General features: G+C 61.5%; 10 protein-coding genes and 1 riboswitch. Of the genes, 3 read left to right on the top strand and 7 right to left on the bottom strand.

Annotated elements, in window-relative coordinates:
- Window positions 1-25 precede the first annotated feature (25 nt).
- Window positions 26-1,438, bottom strand: coding sequence for a hypothetical protein (locus sake_RS10560; protein ID WP_129360782.1), 1,413 nt, complete (start codon window positions 1,436-1,438; stop codon window positions 26-28).
- A gap of 239 nt (window positions 1,439-1,677) precedes the next feature.
- The gene (locus sake_RS10555) at window positions 1,678-2,511 is read right to left on the bottom strand and encodes an aldo/keto reductase (RefSeq protein ID WP_243155684.1); all 834 of its coding nucleotides are present in this window, start codon (window positions 2,509-2,511) and stop codon (window positions 1,678-1,680) included.
- 84 nt (window positions 2,512-2,595) lie between these two features.
- On the opposite strand from sake_RS10555, the gene sake_RS10550 reads away from it, so the two are divergent.
- On the top strand, window positions 2,596-3,975 hold the full coding sequence (locus tag sake_RS10550) for an MFS transporter (protein ID WP_178946007.1): 1,380 nt from the start codon (window positions 2,596-2,598) through the stop codon (window positions 3,973-3,975).
- 96 nt (window positions 3,976-4,071) lie between these two features.
- On the opposite strand, the gene sake_RS10545 is transcribed toward sake_RS10550, so the two are convergent.
- From sake_RS10545 to sake_RS10530, 4 genes are all read right to left on the bottom strand, one after another.
- Window positions 4,072-5,667: a GMC family oxidoreductase gene (locus tag sake_RS10545; RefSeq protein WP_129360779.1), complete on the bottom strand. Its 1,596-nt coding sequence runs from the start codon at window positions 5,665-5,667 to the stop codon at window positions 4,072-4,074.
- A gap of 29 nt (window positions 5,668-5,696) precedes the next feature.
- The gene (locus sake_RS10540) at window positions 5,697-7,172 is read right to left on the bottom strand and encodes an aldehyde dehydrogenase family protein (RefSeq protein WP_178946006.1); all 1,476 of its coding nucleotides are present in this window, start codon (window positions 7,170-7,172) and stop codon (window positions 5,697-5,699) included.
- Entirely contained in the window at window positions 7,169-9,412 is a 2,244-nt protein-coding gene (betT, locus tag sake_RS10535) for a choline BCCT transporter BetT (RefSeq protein ID WP_129360777.1), read from the bottom strand. The genes sake_RS10540 and betT overlap by 4 nt, the downstream gene beginning before the upstream one ends.
- A 152-nt stretch (window positions 9,413-9,564) precedes the next feature.
- Complete coding sequence (locus sake_RS10530; protein ID WP_178946005.1) at window positions 9,565-13,290, bottom strand: SNF2-related protein; 3,726 nt, start codon at window positions 13,288-13,290, stop codon at window positions 9,565-9,567.
- Window positions 13,291-13,373: 83 nt separating this feature from the next.
- A riboswitch (SAM riboswitch) is annotated at window positions 13,374-13,505 on the top strand.
- A 27-nt stretch (window positions 13,506-13,532) separates the two neighbouring features.
- On the opposite strand from sake_RS10530, the gene sake_RS10525 reads away from it, so the two are divergent.
- Together sake_RS10525 and sake_RS10520 are read left to right on the top strand one after the other, a co-directional pair.
- Window positions 13,533-13,718: a hypothetical protein gene (locus sake_RS10525; protein ID WP_129360775.1), complete on the top strand. Its 186-nt coding sequence runs from the start codon at window positions 13,533-13,535 to the stop codon at window positions 13,716-13,718.
- Window positions 13,715-14,155 (top strand): type II toxin-antitoxin system VapC family toxin, encoded by a 441-nt coding sequence (locus sake_RS10520; protein WP_129360774.1) that lies wholly within the window; start codon window positions 13,715-13,717, stop codon window positions 14,153-14,155. The genes sake_RS10525 and sake_RS10520 overlap by 4 nt, the downstream gene beginning before the upstream one ends.
- Here sake_RS10520 and sake_RS10515 read toward each other — a convergent pair.
- Entirely contained in the window at window positions 14,152-15,501 is a 1,350-nt protein-coding gene (locus sake_RS10515) for a glycosyltransferase family 1 protein (protein ID WP_129360773.1), read from the bottom strand. The two genes, sake_RS10520 and sake_RS10515, sit on opposite strands and share 4 nt — an antisense overlap.
- Window positions 15,502-15,607: the final 106 nt, after the last annotated feature.

Here is a 15,607-nt window from a genome sequence, read left to right as displayed (position 1 = left end):
TGCTCAGCGTGAGTGTGGTGAGGCCCTAAAGAGTCGGGGCCGTGGCAGACCGGCCCAACTCGTAGATGGCTCCCGACCCCCACCGGAATCGGTATGGATCGGAACAGCCCCTGCCGTAGCGGAGCGCGTCCACCAGGATCCCGGCCGCGTCATTCAACGAGAGTTGGGACTGCTCCCAGTGCCACTGATCCGGATTCGGTGGCGTCCAACCTGCTTCTTTCAGGTATTCCTCGTCCAGGGGCCACATGATCGCCGGGAGGAACTGCTCCGAAACCAGGGAAACCGAGACCCCACCCGGACCGGTAAATGCCTGTGCGTAGGGTGAGTCACCTCCCGTATTGCCGGTGTCGTAGTCGACAGTGAGGAAATGCTTCCACGGCAGTTCCTTGATTGCCTGGCCTATTTCTTCGATCAGGCTGCGCCAGGCCGTCTCGTCACCGGTGGCCTCACCGCCTATGTGTTCGACGACGCCAATGCCCCGGTCAATCCAATGCTGAGGCGACCATGAACCTGGCCCTTGCGCTCCTGAGGTGGACTGACCGTTGCCCCAGGGGCCCACCCAATTCTCCTCGTATCGCGGATCGCACCGACCGGGAGCCTCCTCATTGATGAGCCGACGGCCATGAACCAAAGCCTTGTGCCACGACCCGAAACGATTGCGCAGAGTCGCCAGAGTGGGTCGGGGCGTCGTGTGCCGGGCGACGTCGGAAGACCACCGACCGTAAAGCAACGCCAACGGTTTGCGATTGTTCCGGATGCAATACGTGAGGAAGTCAGCGATGGCACTCCGAAACCGGTCCTGCGTGAAATCCGGGACGCGGTCCGTGCCATCCGGACCATAGCGCTTACCGGGAGCCAAACCGATCGAGACAAGGGCACGTGACCACGAACCTTCGCCGAATTGGGAACTCAGCGACCGAGCGCTCGCGGGCCAGTTGCTCCGCACCAACCGTGACATCTCGACGAGATCGCCGGGCAATTCATTGCGGAAGGCCTCATACTCTGTGCTGGTGATCGACGTTTGCGGGAATTCGGTCAGAAAAGACAGCGTTGCCCCGACTTTGCCCAGAAGCGCAGCTGTCTGTTCCTCCGAAGCCCCGGCGGCCTCGAAGATCCGGGAAATATCCTGGACGATCGCGGGGTCGCCCGAAACCGCAATGAAGCGGCGGTCCTCGCCGAGGTCGAGTAGATGATTGAGGGCCAGCCAGACACCCGAGGCGAGCAACGTGCTGTTGAGCGACTCCTCGCCGGGATGCACGAATCGCTGGGGGTATTGGGACAGGGCCCGGTCCAGATAATGGCGCGGAATTTTCGGGTACAGCGTCACCAAACGGTGGCGGGATTCGCTGCGCGTCCAACCAGCGTCGGCGAGTTCATTGACCAGAGGTTTGAAAGCGTCGAGGAACTCCGCGTATCCCTCGCATTCTGAACCGTCCATGATCCCTTCATCCCACCGAGAATTATCCGCCGGGCGGCGGGCTGAAAGACGGGAGCGGACCCATTGCCGCTGACTGCGTCTTTCCTTATGAGCGTATGCATCCTCGACGTGAGCTGCCAAGAAGCGAACGCGATATTACCTGATACTGCGAACGCTTACACTCCGCGGCCGACACACAGAGGCGCCCCTTCCGGACTTTGCGGAAGGGGCGCCGACGGTTCTCGCACTGCGAACCTTCGCTACATGGTCTCGGATGGATCGTGACCGATGCGACCATCTTCACGACTGAGGCCGCTGATGGACTGGATTTCCGCGTCCGTAAGCTTCAGGTCGAGGGACTTGAAGTTCTCGACGATACGTTCGGGCGTGACCGACTTGGGGATGACCACATTGCCCAGAGCAAGATGCCACGCGATGACAACCTGGCCCGCGGTCACACCGTGCTTTTCAGCGATGTCGGTGATGACCTTCTCCTGGAGAACCTCTCCGCCCTGGCCCAGGGGAGACCAGGCTTCCGTCGCGATGCCCAACTCGGCGTTGACTCGGCGTATGTCCTCCTGATTGAAGAAGGGATGCAACTCGACCTGATGGATGGCCGGAGTGACTCCGGTTTCCTCGACGATCTCGCGCAACTGCTCTTCAGGGAAGTTGGAGACGCCGATCGACTTGACTTTGCCTTGCTTCTGGAGCTTGATGAAAGCTTTCCACGTGTCCAAGTACCGCTTGTTCTCGGGCTGGGCCCAGTGAATCAGGTAGAGATCGACCGGTTTGTCCAAGCCGAGGCGCTCCGCGGAACGGTCAAAGGCTTCGAAGGTCGACTCGTATCCCTGATCGTCGTTCCACAGCTTGGTGGTGACGAAAATATCCTTCTCGTTCACGTCGGATGCGGCAATACCGCGTCCCACGCCTTCCTCGTTCCCGTAGATCTTCGCGGTGTCGATGTGACGGTAGCCCGCGGCGAGGGCCTGCTGAACTACTTTTTCGGCGACGTCGTCTTCGACCTGGAATACGCCATATCCCAACTGGGGGATCTGGTTGCCGTCGTTGAATGTGACATTCGGTGATGTGCTCAAAACGTAAATTCCTTTCAAAGATTGCCTTGTCTTGATCGCCATAACAGCTCACCGGGCGAGGGTATTCCCGGCTAGGCTCTTCCCATGTCCAAGCTGTTCATGGACCTCACCCCGTTGAGGAAGTACCCGGACTTCCGCCGGTTGTGGATGGGCTCTGCCTTTTCGACCCTGGGTTTCCAAGTCACCACGATGGCTGTGTCCCTGGAGATTTTCGCCATCACAGGGTCGACATTCGCCGTCGGTGCGGTCGGGCTGGTCGCGGTGCTTCCGCTGATCGTGGGCGGAATGTACGGCGGGGTCATCGCGGATGCGATGGACAGACGCGTGGTCGCGCTCGCGGCTTCGCTGACCCTCTGGTTGGTCAGCGTATTGATCGCTCTCCAGGCGTTTCTGCATCTGGAGAATGTTGGGGTGCTCTATGGACTCGTGGCCGTCCAGTCCTTCTTCCATCCGATCAACCAATCCGCACGTGGAGCCATTATCCCGAAAGTCGTCGGGATGAAGCGGCTTCCGGCTGCCAACGCGCTGAACATGTCCATCAATACTCTTGCCATGACCTTTGGGCCGATGCTCGGGGGTTTCCTGGTCGCGGCCGTCGGATACGGATGGACATACGTCGTCGACGTCGTGACTTTCACCGTGGGGCTGTGGGCGCTGTACCGTTTGCCCGCCCAGCGGCCTGATCACGATGACGCCGCGCCGTCCCGTGGATTCGCCGCGGTCTTCGAAGGTTTCCGCTTCGTGCGCAGATCTCCGGTGATCTCCATGACTTTTCTCTTGGACTTGTGCGCAATGATTTTCCTGTTTCCCCAGGCATTGTTCCCCGCGATGGCCATCACCGTGGTGGGCGGCAATGCGGCGGTGGCCGGCCTGCTGTCCGGAACTATGACGGTCGGAGCTTTTCTGGGGACCTTGCTTTCAGGCCGCGCGGTCGCCGTAACCCGGCAGGGTGCGGCGCTGACGTGGACGTATGCGGGATGGACCGTAGGGATGCTGTGGTCTGGGCTGGCGATCGTGTGGGTAGCCACCGGCACGACCCCGGGGAGCGCAGGCGCCTGGACCGGCCTCGTGCTGTGCTTGCTGGGCCTCATGGTCGCCGGTGCCTCCGACGCGGTGGGCGGTATTTACCGGTCTACCATTCTGCAGACCGCGGCCCCCGACCATATGCGCGGAAGACTGCAAGGCCTGTTCATCGTGACCGTGACCGGCGGGCCGCGCATCGGCTCCGGAGTGATGGGTGCGGCGGGGCAGTGGGCCGGTCCGGGTATGGCGTTGGTCTACGGCTCGATTGCGTGTGCGGCGAGCCTCGGAGCACTGAGCGCGAAGTTTCCGCAGCTTCGCGGTTACCGTGCTCCTGCGCCGCCGGAGACGTCAGCCATAGACACGATTCAGATGCCGCAGACCCGGACCGAGACCGCGGAATTTCCCCAGATACAGCCCCGGAGACCCGACCAAAACGAGTAACGCGCACCGGGGCGGCTGAATTTCGCGAGGCGGCACATTCGCATCGTGCATGCGGCATGTGCCGGGCAAAAGTGCCACCTCGCAGGGATCACAAGATTAGGCGTTGTCCTCCGTGATCAATTCGGCGGCACGTTCACCAATCATGAAGCACGTGATGTTGGGATTGACTGCCACGATCTCCGGCATGACCGATGCATCGGCCACGCGCAACCCCTGCACGCCCTTGACGCGAAGACGAGGATCCAAGGGAGAGTCGATGTCGTCGTCGGCCCCCATGCGCACGGTCCCGACGGGGTGGTAGACCGTGTTGTGGGTCTTGGCGACGTAGTCGGCGATCTCTTCGTCGGTCTGGACGTCTTCGCCGGGGAAGAGTTCGCGTCCACGCCACTCGTCCAAGGCCGACTGCGACGCGATCTCACGGGCCTTCCGGATGCCCGCAACCATGATCGCCATGTCGTAGCCCTCCTCGTCCGTGAAGTACTTCGGGTCGAACTTCGGCTTGTCCCTGAAATCCAAGGAACGCAGACGAACGGTTCCGCGCGAGCGAGCGTGAGGCACGTTAGGGGTCAGGCAGAAGACATTGTCTCCGGTGGGGTAGCCTTGCCGGAGAGTGTGCATGTCGAAGTTCACCGAACCGTAATGCATCATGAAATTCGGCCGACCGGGGAACTCATCCTTGAAAGGCACATCGAGTTCCGTGAAGATTCCGATTTCCCACCACTGCGTCGAGTCGGTGACCATCGGCTTCTTGGCTTCCCACTGGATAACGGCCTCTGGGTGATCCTGAAGGTTCTCGCCCACACCCGGCGAGTCCTGGAGGACCTCAATGCCGACCTGACGCAGATGTTCGGCCGGACCGATGCCCGAGAGCATCAGGAGCTTGGGCGTATCCACGGCACCCGCGGACAGAATGATCTCCTTGCGGGCACGGATGGTCTTGGCGACGGCGAAGGCATTGTCCACGACCTCGACGCCGACTGCCCGCTTGTCCTCGTCGAAAATGACCCGCTTGACTTGGGTATCTGTGATGAGGTGGAAATTCTTCCGGTCCCGGATCGGGTGGATGTAGGACACCGCCGACGATGAACGGGTACCGTCCGCACGGCGGTTGATCTGGAAGAAATTTGCACCGTTGGTCACGGTCTTGCCCGAGTTGAACTGGGTCCGGGGAATCCCGGCCTGTTCGCACGCGTCCAGGAGTGCGACGCCGCAGGGATCCTTGGGCGGGACATTCATCAGGTGAACGGGGCCCGAGTCGCCGTGGTGCTCATTGCCGGGCTTGCCGGCATCTTCGTTCGTCTCGAGCTGTTTGTACAGGCGGAACCCGTTCTCTGCGTCCCATCCTTTGGCACCGAACTTATCCTCCCACTCGTTGAGGTCCTCTTCCGGGGCCCAAAAAGCGATGCAAGAGTTGTGCGACGAGCAACCGCCGAGCACCTTGGCCCGTGCCATTCGCATAAAAGAATTGCCCTTTTCCTGCTCCTCGACCGGGTAATCCCAGTCGTAGCCGGATTCGAGCAACTCCATCCACCGGTTGAGCGCCAGAACCTCATCGATGCCCTCGTCGTCCGGACCGGCCTCGATCAGCGCGACCTGGGCCTCCGGGTTCTTCTCGCTCAAGCGGGCTGCGGTCGCCGCACCCGATGAGCCGCCCCCGACGATGATGTAATCGAATTCCTGAACTTCGGTCATATCTTGGTTTCCTCTCGTGTCGGAGATCTTTACTCGGAGTCGCTGAACCAGCCGGTCACGGCCGGGGCCGTGTTGTGGTAGATGTGCTTGGTCTCCTGGTACTCACCGAGCCCGTGCAGGCCAAGTTCGCGGCCCACGCCGGACTGCTTCATTCCGCCCCATTCGGCCTGCGGCAGGTACGGGTGGAAATCGTTGATCCAAATGGTTCCGTGGCGCAACCGCGAGGCGATGCGCTCGGCCTTGCCGGCGTCCTGTGTCCAGACGGCACCCGCCAGACCGTAGAAGGTGTCGTTCGCGGTTGCCACGGCCTCATCTTCTGTGGAGAAGGTCTCGATGGTCACGACCGGCCCGAAGGCTTCGTCGCGCACCACAGACATCCCGCGCTCGACCTGGTCGATGATGGTCGGCTTGTAGAAATAGCCGTTGGCCAGCTCGCCGTCTGTGGCCCATTCCCCACCGCAACGAATACGAGCGCCTTCTTCGACACCGGCCTTGACGTAGTCAGTGACTTTCTGGCGATGCTGTTCGGAAATCAGGGCGCCGGTTTCGGCCTTGTCGTCGAAGGGGCCGCCGATGCGGATGTTCTCCGCGCGGCGGACGAGCTCAGCGGTGAACTTCTCGGCGATCGACTCCTCGACGACGATGCGTGCACCGGCGGAGCAAACCTGGCCGGAGTGCACGAAAGCGCCATTGAGGGCATTGTCCACGGCGGCATCGAAGTTCGCATCCGCGAAGATCACATTCGGGTTCTTGCCTCCCAGCTCCAATGCGACCTTCTTGACGGTCGCGGCGGCGGCTCCGGCGATCTTGCGCCCGGTCACCAGACCGCCCGTGAAGGAAATCAGGTCCACATCCGGATGCGAGGAGAGCGGTGCCCCGGCCTCGGCTCCGGCCCCCAGAACCAGGTTCCCGACGCCCGCGGGCAGACCGAGCTTGTCCAGTACGTCCAGGAGCAGAATCGCGGTGTGGGGAGTCAACTCGGCGGGTTTGAGGATGAACGTATTGCCCGCGGCCAGCGCCGGAGCGACCTTCCAGGCGACCTGCAGCAACGGGTAGTTCCACGGCGTGATCATGCCGCACACGCCCACTGGCTCGGTCACCACGCGCGAGGAGACGTTGGGATCGCCAGCGTCCACGACCCGGCCCGCGTCCTGTCCTGCGACCTTGCCGTAGTACTGGAAACAAGCAGCGATGTCGTCCATGTCCAATTCCGACTCGACCAACCGCTTACCGGTGTCTAGGGATTCGGCGCGGGCAAATTCGTCCTTGCGTTCCCGCAACTGCTGGGCGACCTCGAGCAGGAAATCGCCACGTTCGGGTGCGGTGGCATCCCATGCCCCTTCGTCGAAGGCACGGCGGGCCGCCGCGATTGCCGACTCGGTGTCGGCCGACGTAGCTTCCGCGACGATTCCGACCTCGGAACCGTCGGCCGGGCAGACAATCGTTCGGGTTCCGCCATTCTGAGCGGAGACCCACTTGCCGTTGATGTACAGCGTATTGCTCACTTCGTTCCTTCCTCTGCGGGAGATTTATCCGGCGCCTCTTGGTCGGTCACCGGGATGTCTTGCGGGGCTGTGAAATCCATGGACCAGTCCGTCGTCGCGACGGAAGAACCGATGATTTCGGTCGAGCCCGCCTCTTCGACGGTCGGCCCACTGATGCGAATGAATTCGATATGACGCTCGTGGTTGTCCAGAACGTCGTGAATGAGCTGCTCCTTCGTGTACCCGTAAACGTCATAGCCTCGGGAACCGGTCAGGGCGAAAGGTTCCAGACGATAGTAATTGTCCTCGGTCTTGGCGGGGTTGAGAAGGTAACTCGGAGTGGGCCAAGCGACCGGGTAGACCTGATAGGTGAAGTCGCGTTCACCATCCATTTTCTCCGTCAGAGTCACGTAAGGAATCGTGGTCGCGGGATCGACACCGCGCTCGACGATCGCGTCCACGCCTTCGGTCCGCAGGGCTTCGCAGACTTCCTCCAGCGCCGGGGAAACGACGGTCTCCAGGTAACGGGTCGTCGCCTTCTGGCCGGGATAGGAGACGGAGCGGGTCAAGCGTTGGCGCCAGCTGCGCGTCGAGGAAGACGGCTCGATCGACATCGCGCGATTCGCGGCCCGGACACCGGCGTAGGCGGCATCGCGGGAAGCCATGTCCGCGCTCTCCACGCGGAGCGCCTTCCACAGGCCGAACATCACCAGATAGAGGACGATCGCGAAGGGGAGGCCGAAGACGATGGTGGCCGATTGCAGTGTTGCGATTCCGCCGATCAGCAGCATAGCCAGCGTCAACAGGCCCGTAGCCGCAGCCCAGAAAATGCGCATCCACTTCGGACCGTCCTCATTGGGATCCTCGATGGTCGAGGCGAAGTTCGACATCACGAGCGCACCCGAATCGGCGCTCGTAACATAGAACAGCAGACCCGTGAAGGTCGCGACGGCAGCGGCCGCGGTCGCACCCGGATACTGGGCGAGCAATGTGTAGAAAGCCTGCTCCGGGGTGTTCATGATCGTCTCGCCGAAGGCCGAGTCCTTTTGTTCGTAGATCAGGTTCAGCGCGGAGTTACCGAAGATCGAGATCCAGATCAGAATGAAAGCGAAAGGAATGGTCAGGGTGCCCACCACGAACTGACGGATGGTGCGTCCGCGCGAAATGCGGGCGAGGAATAATCCCACGAAGGGGGACCAAGCGACCCACCAGGCCCAGAAGAAAAGGGTCCACGTGTTCATCCAGTCGCTGGGATGATCGAAGGCCATCGCGTCCAGCGTCATGCCGGGGAACCGGCTGAGGTAGTCGCCCATGTTCATGATCAGGCCGTTCATCAGGAAATCGGTGTCTCCGAAGATCAGGACGTACAGCAGCAAAGCAATGGCCAAGTAGATGTTCAGCTCGGACAAGCGCCGTATCCCCTTGTCCACACCGGATACGGCGGAGGCAATGGCCATCAGCACGGAGACCGCGATGAGACCCGCCTGCACGCCGACTCCCTGCGGGACGTCGAAGAGGAATTGAAGGCCGTAGTTGATCTGCACGACGCCGATCCCGAGCGACGTCGCGACACCGAAAATGGTGCCGAGCAGAGCGGCGATGTCGACGGCGTCGCCCGCGGCTCCCTTGATGCGCTTGCCAATAATGGGGTACAGGGCCGAACGGATCGACAAGGGCAAGTTGAACCGGTATGCGAAATATCCGAAGGCCAGGCCCATGAGGGCGTACATGCCCCAACCGGTCAGGCCGTAGTGGAACAGGGTCCAGACGACGGCTTGGCGTGCGGCCTCGGCGGATTCACCGTTTCCCTGAGCGGGGGTGTAATACTGCGTGACTGGTTCGAGGACAGAATAGAACATCAGGTCCACGCCGATACCGGCCGCGAACAACATGGCTGCCCACGAGAAGAGAGGGAATTGAGGCCTGGAATGGTCCGGGCCTAAGCGAATTTTGCCTTGTTTGCTCGCGGCAATGATCACAATGAAAACCAGGACCACGGTTCCGGTGAGAATGTAGAACCAACCGAAATTCTGGGAGACCCAGGCCACCACGGTTCCGAGAACCGAACTCGCTGAGTCGGGGGCGATGAGCGCCCAGAGAGAGATCAAAAGGGTTCCGAGGGCCGCACCCAAGAAGACCTTCCAATTGGTCTTGCTGGGAGCGTACCGTTCGGTTCCGGTCGGGGAGTGAGGGTTGGAGTCGCTCCCGGTGAGCTCGCTCAATTCTTCGGATAAGGTCTCGGTCTGTTCAGTTGTGTTCATAGAGTCTCAGCGATCGGTAACGTAATCATAAGTTTACTGATGGGTAACCGGATCAACATTAACCCATACGCGTGAACATCGGTACTCGGCCGTGTTAACACTGCGTGTTTGACAAGGGCTATTGCGCGAGAACAGGGCTTTGTCGTCGGCCCTCAGCTCTCAATCAGGCCCCTAATCTCATCGGCGCCCAGAGCGGAGGAGAAAACTTCACCCTCGTCCATGACGGCGTTGAACAGGGCTGCCTTGGACTCTTTGAGGTCCATGACCTTCTCTTCGATGGTCCCTGCGGAGACGAGCCGGTAGACCATGACGTTGCGCTTCTGCCCGATACGGTGCGTACGGTCCACGGCCTGGGCCTCGGCCGCGGGATTCCACCAGGGATCCATGATGAAGCAGTAATCCGCGGCGGTCAGGTTCAGACCGAATCCGCCCGCTTTGAGACTGATCAAGAAGATCGGTGCTTCGCCGCGGTTGAACGCGTCCAAGATCGCTCCGCGGTTTCGCGTCGACCCGTCCAGGTACAAATACGGAATTCCTTCTTCCTCGAGCACCTTCGCGATCAATTTCAGGAAGCTCGTGAACTGGCTGAAAACCAGTGCCCGGTGATCGTCCTCGATGATTTCCGGTAATTGCTCACGCAAATAGGTCAATTTCGCCGAGTCGACATGTTCCTGTTCTTCGTCCACGAGGCCCGCCGCCAGGGAGAGCCGCCGCAGCATCGTGAGGGACTGGAAGATGGTGAACCGGTTCTTGTCCATCTCCTGGAGCAGACCGAGAATTTTCTGGCGTTCGCGCTGAAGGCGTGTGTCGTAGACCTTGCGATGTTCATCGGAGAGTGCCAGATCAACCCGGTGTTCTTGCTTCTCGGGAAGCTCCGCGGCGACAAGTTCTTTGGTGCGCCGCATCATGAGCGGACGAACCCTTTTGCGCAGCCTCGGCAGGGCCTGGGGATCCTCGCTGTTGGTGATGGGTCTGGCATAGTTGTCGCGGAATTTTCTGGCTGACGGGAAAAGGCCAGGGGCAGCGATGGAGAACATCGACCACAGTTCCATCAGATCGTTCTCCATCGGGGTGCCCGTGACGACCAATTTGAAGGGCGCGGACAGTTCACGCGCAATTCGGTGAGCCTTGGTCTTGGCATTCTTGATGAACTGGGCTTCGTCGAGTACCAGCCCAGTCAGTCCCAGCTCGTTGTATTGGCCTTCGTCGAGTCTCAACAGCGCATACGAGGTGATGACAACATCGGCGCCTTGGGTCCTAGCCGCCACGGTTTTCTTGGCCTTGGCAGAGGAGGTGCTCACGAGCGCCGTCGACAACGACGGAGCAAATCTGTGGATCTCACGTTCCCAGTTCGGGGCGACCGATGTGGGCGCGACGACGAGGAATCGCGGCCGGGTGGCGGCGCCGGAACGTTCCTGGCGGAATACCTCGAAAGCGTGCAGGAACATGGCGATCGTTTGCACGGTTTTTCCAAGCCCCATGTCGTCTGCCAGGATCCCGCCCAGGCGATGATCGTAGAGGAAAGCGAGCCACCGGAAGCCCTCGAGCTGGTACGGGCGAAGCGTAGCCGTCAGGTCCGCGGGCAGTTCCACGGGCGGAATCTCCTCGAGCTCGAGAAGGGCCTGGACCGACTGATTCCATTCTTCGGCGACATGGACGTCCGTCGCCAGGTCCTCGAGATCCTCCCACAAACCGGCCTGGTGCCGGCTGATTTGCAGCGGCGCGGACTGGTCCTGCAGTTGGCGGGCTTCCGAGATCAGATCACGAAGCTTGTGGAATTCGGGGCGGTCCAGCCGGAAATAGGAACCGTCTCCGAGCAGCAAATGCTTTTGCCCCGAGTCGAGAGCCCGGAAGATATCCGCGAAGGGGACATACCAGGCGCCGGCACGAACCGTGACCCCGAGGTCGAACCAGTCCCGGTCCCCCGTGGACTCGACCGAGACCGTGATCTGCGCGTCCGAATCCAGGGACTTGAATTCCGGGAGTTCGCCGTGGATCACCACCGTTGCGTGCGGCATGGCCTCGACGGCAGGGATGACCCGTTCGACCAGGTCGTGAGTCTCCCAGCCAGACACGCGTGTCTGCCGGAAAGGGATTTCGGGCAGAGCGCGACGGATTTCCGAAATCACCGAATGCTCGAGTTCGTTGTCCCGGACCTCGCGGAACGGATCCGGGTGTCCGACGCTGACCGGAACGCGAATCCGACCCTGACCTTCGGCCCCTCCCGAGTGCAGATTCTCTGGCGTTTCACTCGGATCATCCGGCCACACCACGGGCGACTCGGGATAGCTCCAGTACCAGTCGGACGAGGCCGGAAAAATCGAGACACCCTCCGGATCCGACTCGCTCCCGTCGAAAGACACCTCGAAAATCAGCTTGGGTTCTTGGACTTCAGGGAGGGCCGATACGGCGTCATCATCCGCGAAAATCGGAACCCGGCGCGCAATCTGGGGGTAGAAGTCTTCGGCGAAATCCCGAACGTCCGGCTCGGGGACGGTCAGTCCGCCGTCCTCGGCGATCGATCGGGCCAGTTGACTGGGCGTTTCCGCGAGAGGCATGAAGAGAAGTTCGGTGTCATCCGAGACCCATTCTTCTTCCAGGGCCGCGGCGGCCAGTTCGGGGAGGGGGCTAGGTCGGGAGCTTCCCCAGGCCGACGACGCCTCTGCGTCTCTGAGGTATTCCGCGTGCAGCGTTCCGCCCAATGCAAAATACGCCTGGGGTGCATGGGTATTGCCCAGTGGAAAGGCCGAATTCGCGGGGACCCAGTTCGTCGAAGGGTTCTCCTTGCCGTCGTCCTCCCGGTCGAGAGCCAGCCGGAACCCCGGGGAAACATCCAAACCTCCGGCTTCGTTCCGACCGACGCGCAACTCGAGTCGGGTTTCGGGGGCGAGTCCGACGGCGACCGGCCTGCCGCGGACCAGCAGCGCGATGCCCAACCCCGCAGCTCTCTCCAAGAGGTCCCACACGAGGGGCGAGGACACGTGGTCCAGCGAAACGTAATCGTGCGTCGAGGCGTACATGTTCTGGTCGGGCTGGACCACGGAATAGAATTCGCGGAACCAGGCCGCGTGCTCCGGGGGTATGCCAACATCTTGCTGGGGGGACCCCGAGAAGACGTTCCAGTTCAATCCCCCCTTGATCCAGCGGCCCCGAGTGCCCAATTTCAGAGGGCGGGCGGTGAGCCGAACCGGCGCCGGCGAATCGCTGGACTGGCGACCGAACCAGTAATGCTGAGGTACCTCGACGTCGAGGTCCAGCGCGCTGGGAACTGGATTCGAGTGCTGGCTCCCGTAGGTCCGTTGCGACTGAAGCGCCCTAGTCATTTGCCGGCGCCACGAGGACTGCATGTCACCCAAGGCGCGATTCGAGGGCGCTTCACCCGAGTCGTCGCTCTTCTTGAAACTCGTGAAGGTCTCCAACGCCGACGCGGGCAAGGACACGCCGGAGTCCTCGGACCAGCGCTTGACGGCCTCAGGTACGGAATCATCGTTTGACGTCGCGCTCGGATCCTCATGATCTGCTTGGGAAGCAGACCGAATGGGCTGCGACTCCGAGGGAGCGCCCCAACCGCCTTCGTGAAACCAACCCAGGAGCGCGGCGACCACGTGCTTGCAATTGGTTCCCACCGGGCACGAACAGAAAGAGTGGAAAGGCGCCGAGTGAGGGCTCGTCTCTTCGGGAAAGATGACGGTCTGTGAATAGGTGTGCCGCTCGCTGCCGGAAACCTTGGATGAGAAGGTCAGGCTATCGGCGTCGTACGCGGCGGACAGCACTTTGCCCGCGCGGTAGTAGCGCTCGCCGCGGCCAAACGCGTTGTGGCCGACTGCTTTGATGATCTGCGCGACAGATACCGGCATCTGCTGAGCGGGAAATGGCATAACTTCCAATCTAGTACCTCTGAGGAAAACTTCAGAGGAGAGACTTTTCAAGACGGCCGATCCCTGGGTATGCTTGAACACAGCTTCAAGAGACTCAACTGACAAGCTCCGACTTGGTTGAGCGCCAACCCCATGTTCAAGGGTGGCTCGGATGACGAAGCGGTCTATATTCGCCGTACGCGGCAGAAATAGTTTGGTATAGGCAAGAGCATCGAAAGGATTGCGCGCTCGCGCTGATGGCAATGTCCAATAACACCGCCCGTCCCGATTTTTCCTCGGCCGTTCCCGTATCTCGTGGCTATCAGGCCATGAGCATTCAGGACTACGCCCGCGTCGACTCCGCACGGTCAGAGTTCCTCAACTTCCTGCTGGCACCCGCCGGAACCGGCGAGCCGATCGTCGAGTTGGCGGTCGAAAGCGCCGCATGAGTTCAGGCTCACGGGGCCTCCTGCTCGACTCGGATGTCCTTGCGGAAATCCGTCGATCCAGGCCGAATCCCACGATCGTTGCTTTCCTGCGCCGCCGGGCCCACCGGACCCTCTTTCTCTCGACGCTCTCCTTGGGAGAGCTACGGGGCTTGTACCCGCAGCAGGAAACGGAACGATGGCTGGAGGAGTTAATCGAAAGATTCGACGATCATGTCCTCGACGTGGATTCGGAGGTCGCCCGGGAATGGGCGGGCCGGTCGACTCCCCAGTCGATTCTGCGCACCGGTCAGAACCCCGGTGCGTCGTGGACCGGCGCCGCAGTGGAAGGCCTGGTGGCCGCCACGGCTCTGGTCCACGATTTGACGGTGATCTCCTCGAAATCAGACGTTTATCGGTCGTGGGGTGTCCAGGCGCAGAATCCCTGGAAGGAAAACTAGACCGACTCGATCCGTCGACCGTGACCAGAGGCGCCATGGCGTGACGAGGTCTGGCTGTTTCTGTCTCCGGCGCTGGGGTGCTCGTCCCTCCAGCGACTCAACTGCCGCGTCCTGTGGAATTCTGCGGCACGATGGTAGTAGTTCTCCAGCTTGAGCGACGTCGCGGCCCAGGATTTCGTTTCCATGGCCTCGCGCCCGTTGGCGGCCAGGCGGGACCTCGATCGGTTGTCCCTGAGGGATTCCACGATGGTGCGCAGCATACCGAGCTGCCCAGGCTCGTAGAGCCTGCCGGTCACGTCGTCGTCGATGATGTCCAGTGGCCCGCCCTTTCCTACAGCCACAGTCGCCACGCCCGAGGCCATGGCTTCCTGAAGGGTTTGGCCGAAAGTCTCGAATTCGCCCGGATGTGTGAAGACATCGAGGCTCGCCATGTGCTCGGCCAGTACTGTCCCGGTCAGCTGGCCGGCGAAGACGGCCCGGTGCAATGTCGATTGGAGGCGCTGGGCCTCAGGCCCGCCTCCGATCACCACGAGCCTGACCCCCGGCAGCGACTGAATCACGCGCAAGTCCTCGACCTGCTTTTCCGATGCAAGGCGTCCCACGAAACCGACGAGGAGATCGTCCGGCCCTGCGCCCAAGGAGGACCGAATCGACAATCTGCGGCGACTGGGGTTGAAGAGTCCGGTATCGACGCCGCGGCCCCATCTGAAGACCCGTGGGACACCCAAAGACTCCAAATAAGCCATGGACGACCGGGAAGGAGCCAGTGTCAGGGTCGCATTCGAGTGGATCGCTGCTATGCGTCTGTCGGCCGTTGCCGCGAGCCACGACATCCCATACCGGTGCGTATAAGCGGCTACGTCCGTTTGGTACACGGCGACCGACGGTATTCCGAGGCCCTTGGCCGCGGTCACCGCGCGAGCCCCCAGAACGAAAGGCGACGCGACGTGCACGATGTCGGGCCGATAGTCGGCCATGATCCGACGAACGGCAGCCACAGTTCCCAGGGAGAAGCGGAGCGTGGGATAACCGGCCAATGGCAACGAAGGCAGACGAAGGGTCGGGACGTCCTCGATCTCTTCGAACGCCTGCCCAGGGGCCAAGGCAACGGGGGAGGAGTCCTCTGGCCACGGCCGGACCTCGGGTATGGCGCCGGACGGGACCACGCGGGGGAAGCGCGGAAACAAAGCAGGGGACCAGTCCGAGGGCTTGAACCCGCGACCGGACGGGGCCACATGCATCACCTCGTGGCCACGCCGACGCAGGTTCTCGGCGCTTCGCAAGAGCGAGGTCGTGACACCGCTGAGATGAGGGACAAAAGATTCCGCAACCATCAGGATTCGCACAATCCAAGGCAACCGTCTGACCCGAACTTTCGTGCGAGGTTCAGATGACGTCAGATTGAACTGTGGATTAAAAGCCAAAGGCCGTGCCGCGTGACATGATGAGAGG

The organism is Kocuria sp. TGY1127_2 (assembly GCF_013394385.1).
GTDB lineage: Bacteria > Actinomycetota > Actinomycetes > Actinomycetales > Micrococcaceae > Rothia.
The sequence above is the reverse complement of the archived record's forward strand: the minus strand, read 5'-3'. Positions and strand labels throughout refer to the sequence as shown.

Coding starts and splice junctions, on each gene's coding strand:
- sake_RS10560 (WP_129360782.1), bottom strand. CDS start 1,438: ATGGACGGTTCAGAATGCGAGGGATACGCGGAGTTCCTCGACGCTTTC.
- sake_RS10550 (WP_178946007.1), top strand. CDS start 2,596: ATGTCCAAGCTGTTCATGGACCTCACCCCGTTGAGGAAGTACCCGGAC.
- sake_RS10545 (WP_129360779.1), bottom strand. CDS start 5,667: ATGACCGAAGTTCAGGAATTCGATTACATCATCGTCGGGGGCGGCTCA.
- betT (WP_129360777.1), bottom strand. CDS start 9,412: ATGAACACAACTGAACAGACCGAGACCTTATCCGAAGAATTGAGCGAG.
- sake_RS10530 (WP_178946005.1), bottom strand. CDS start 13,290: ATGCCATTTCCCGCTCAGCAGATGCCGGTATCTGTCGCGCAGATCATC.
- sake_RS10525 (WP_129360775.1), top strand. CDS start 13,533: ATGTCCAATAACACCGCCCGTCCCGATTTTTCCTCGGCCGTTCCCGTA.
- sake_RS10520 (WP_129360774.1), top strand. CDS start 13,715: ATGAGTTCAGGCTCACGGGGCCTCCTGCTCGACTCGGATGTCCTTGCG.